We start from the raw sequence: 2070 nt of genomic DNA on the forward strand, positions 1-2070 counted from the left end.
CGCACTCGCCCGCGCGCGCGCCAGGGCGGCTGGCACGCGCACCTCCTGAGCACGCATGCCCACGTCCCCACCCCGCCGCGCCACCAGGAAGCGCGCCGCCCGTTCAAGGCTGACCCGCGCTGCCATCACGGAAATGTTCGCCCGCCTGAAGCAGCTCAACCCCAGCCCGACCACCGAGCTGGAGTTCTCCTCGCCCTACGAGCTGCTGGTCGCGGTAACCCTGTCGGCGCAGGCGACCGACGTCGGCGTCAACAAGGCCACCCGCAAGCTGTTCCCGGTCGCCAACACACCGGCGCAGATCGCCGCGCTCGGCGTCGACCGGCTCAAGCCCTACATCGCCACGATCGGCCTGTTCAATACCAAGGCCACCAACGTAGTGGCGATGGCGGAGCAGTTGCTCGAGCGCCACGAGGGCGAAGTGCCACGCGACCGCGCTTCGCTCGAGGCACTGCCCGGCGTCGGCCGCAAGACCGCCAACGTGGTGCTCAACACGGCGTTCGGCGAGCCGACGATGGCGGTCGACACCCACATCTTCCGCGTCGCCAACCGCACCGGCCTCGCGTCGGGCCGCAACGTGCGGGAGGTCGAGGACCTGCTGGTGCGGGTGATCCCCGACGAGTACCTGCACGACGCGCACCACTGGCTGATCCTGCACGGCCGCTACGTCTGCAAGGCGCGCGTGCCGGACTGCCCGCACTGCGCCATCCGCGACATCTGCCGATACCCGGACAAGACCCCGGGCGAGCCGGTACCGGCGACCACGCCGGCAAGCTGAGCCACGGCGTCAGTCGTGGCGCCGTTCGCGCAGCCATTTGGTCGCGATCCATTTCTCGCCTTCAGCCACTGGCGCCCCGGCGTGCAGGGTCCGCGTCATCGGGTGCGGACGGTCGTAGCTGAAGAACACCGCGTTGCCCTTGACCGCGGCGACCTCGAGATGGGCTTCGGGGAACGTCGTGGCACCGCCGCGCGCGGGCGTGTTGAGGTACATCACCAGCGAGGCGACCCGCTGGCCGCCGCGGGCGATCTGCCGGGTGCTGCCGGGCCAGGCCGGGTCGAAATAGTCGTGGTGCGGGCGGTACTGCGCGCCCGGCCCGTAGCGCAGGATCTGGATCGCCTCGCCGTTCTCCACCGGCCAGTCCAGCAGTGCCGCGATCCGCGCCTCGATCCGCCGGCACAGCGCGTCGGAGCCGCGCGGGAAATGGGTGCCGGCGCTGGTCCGGTCGACATGCACCGCATCGGCCCCGGTGTCCGGGTCGAGGATGGTGGAGCGCTGCAGCCGGGGTCGTGACAGCGCCACCAGCGCGTCGCATTCCTCGCCCGACAACAGACCGCCGAAGACCACCACGCGCGGCAGCATCAGGTTGGCGAGCACCGTGATGTCACGGTCGCCAACGCGCAGCACCGATGCACCGTTGAGATCGATGGGCGACGGCACCGGCACCGCCGGTGGCAGACCCGCGTCGCGGCTGCCGTGCTCCACCCAGCCGCGCACGGCCGCCTCTACCGCCGCGGTCGCTTCTGCGGAATCCCATCCGCATTCGAGCAACGGGGCGAGCAAGGCTTCCGGGGGCTGGCCTGCGCGCGCCATCGCAATGATCCGTTCGCTGGCCTGGCGGTCGAGTTCGCGTGTCATGGCGCGAGTGTGCAAGCGCTTCATTGCAGTTTTCTTATGACAGCCCTGTTTCATTCCAGAGGCTGTTTCGGGCGATTCCGCGGCTGGATTAAGAAACCGTTAGCGCTGAAAGCCGGTTGTCACAAACCCTGCCTATAACTCCCTTCCGAATCTTCGCTACAGGGGACGCGGGATTCGGGTCCGGACGGGAAAGTCCGGCCTGCATCCGGTTTCCGTGCGTTGACCCAACCCGACGATCGGAGACATCGCGTAATGGCTGCTTCCAGCAACTCCAAGACCCTCCTGATGACCCTTACCGCCGCGCTCGCACTGAGCGCCTGCGGTGGTGGTTCCGACAACGTGGCATCGCCGGGCGAAGGCGCGTTCCCGCCGCCGCCGAGCAGCACGCCGCCGCCGACGACGCCTCCGCCGACCACGCCGCCCCCGACCACCCCGCC

General features: G+C 69.5%; 2 protein-coding genes and 1 pseudogene. 2 read left to right on the forward strand and 1 reads right to left on the reverse strand.

Annotated elements, in window-relative coordinates; translation table 11 throughout:
- Positions 1–55: 55 nt before the first annotated feature.
- A complete protein-coding gene (gene nth, locus ACKVMH_RS13335) occupies positions 56–775 on the forward strand; it encodes an endonuclease III (RefSeq protein WP_412700643.1) in 720 nt (239 codons plus the stop codon).
- A 9-nt stretch (positions 776–784) separates the two neighbouring features.
- Here the strand turns inward: nth and ACKVMH_RS13340 are convergent, their stop codons facing one another.
- Positions 785–1633, reverse strand: a complete 849-nt coding sequence (locus tag ACKVMH_RS13340; RefSeq protein WP_412700644.1) for a 2OG-Fe(II) oxygenase — start codon at positions 1631–1633, stop codon at positions 785–787.
- 252 nt (positions 1634–1885) lie between these two features.
- On the opposite strand from ACKVMH_RS13340, the pseudogene ACKVMH_RS13345 reads away from it, so the two are divergent.
- A pseudogene (locus ACKVMH_RS13345) lies at positions 1886–2070 on the forward strand (hypothetical protein); the annotation flags it as partial.

The organism is Lysobacter zhanggongensis (assembly GCF_046638635.1).
Classification (GTDB): Bacteria; Pseudomonadota; Gammaproteobacteria; order Xanthomonadales; family Xanthomonadaceae; genus Novilysobacter; species Novilysobacter luteus.

Coding starts and splice junctions, on each gene's coding strand:
- nth (WP_412700643.1), top strand. CDS start 56: ATGCCCACGTCCCCACCCCGCCGCGCCACCAGGAAGCGCGCCGCCCGT.
- ACKVMH_RS13340 (WP_412700644.1), bottom strand. CDS start 1,633: ATGACACGCGAACTCGACCGCCAGGCCAGCGAACGGATCATTGCGATG.